A 918-nucleotide genomic window follows, 5' to 3' on the forward strand; every position below is an offset into this window, starting at 1 on the left:
GCCCCAGCCCCCACAGAGAGGTCGCAAGTGACGGTCATTCATGTCTTCCCCGGCCAGGGCGCACACCACGTGGGCATGGGACGGCGGCTCTTCGAGAGCTACCCCCACCTCGTCCGGCAGGCCGACGCGGTCCTCGGGTACTCCATCGAGGAGCTGTGCCTCACCGGCCCGGAGAAGCGCCTGTCCGACACGCGCTACACCCAGTGCGCCGTGTACGTGGTCGGCGCGCTGTCCTACGTCGACCGGGTCCGGGCCTCCGGCCGACTGCCGGACTTCCTCGCCGGGCACAGCCTCGGCGAGTACGTCGCCCTGTTCGCGGCCGGTGCCTTCGACTTCGTCACCGGGCTGGAACTCGTCGCCGAGCGCGCCGCCGCGATGGCCGAAGCGGGCCCCGGCGCCATGGCCGCGGTCCTCGGCATCACCGCGGACCGGGTACGGGAGATCCTCGCCCGCGGCGGCGCGCCCGAGGTCGACATCGCCAACCTCAACGCCCCCGAACAGACCGTCGTCTCCGGCCCGCCCGACGCGATCGCCGAAGCCATGACGCTGCTCCGCAAGGAGACCAGGGCCGTCGTCCCGCTGAAGGTCAGCGGCGCCTTCCACGCCCGGCCGATGGCCCCGGCCGCCGCCCGGTTCGAACGCTTCCTGCGCGGCTACCGGTTCGCACCGCTGCGCATCCCCGTCGTCTCCAACGCCACGGCCCGTCTCTACGACGACACCGAGACCGCCGCGCTCCTGGTCCGCCAGCTGACCAGCCCCGTGCGGTGGACGGAGTCGGTGGAGTACCTCCTCGATCAGCCGGAGCCCGAGTTCCACGAGCTGGGGCCCGGCCAGGTGCTCACCGGCCTGATCGCCCAAATCCGCGCTGGGCGTCCCGCCCTCGCCGGTGCGTCGAGCTGACCGGAAGGACTCAAGGCA

The 918-nt window shown here is 72.4% G+C and carries 1 protein-coding gene; it reads left to right on the top strand.

Annotated features, from left to right (window positions below):
• Window positions 1–27: 27 nt before the first annotated feature.
• Window positions 28–900: an ACP S-malonyltransferase gene (fabD, locus tag RIM90_RS07465; protein WP_309059779.1), complete on the top strand. Its 873-nt coding sequence runs from the start codon at window positions 28–30 to the stop codon at window positions 898–900.
• The last annotated feature ends 18 nt before the right edge of the window (window positions 901–918 follow it).

The sequence above is a fragment of the Streptomyces sp. genome, from assembly GCF_031181555.1.
Taxonomy (GTDB): domain Bacteria; phylum Actinomycetota; class Actinomycetes; order Streptomycetales; family Streptomycetaceae; genus Streptomyces; species Streptomyces fimbriatus.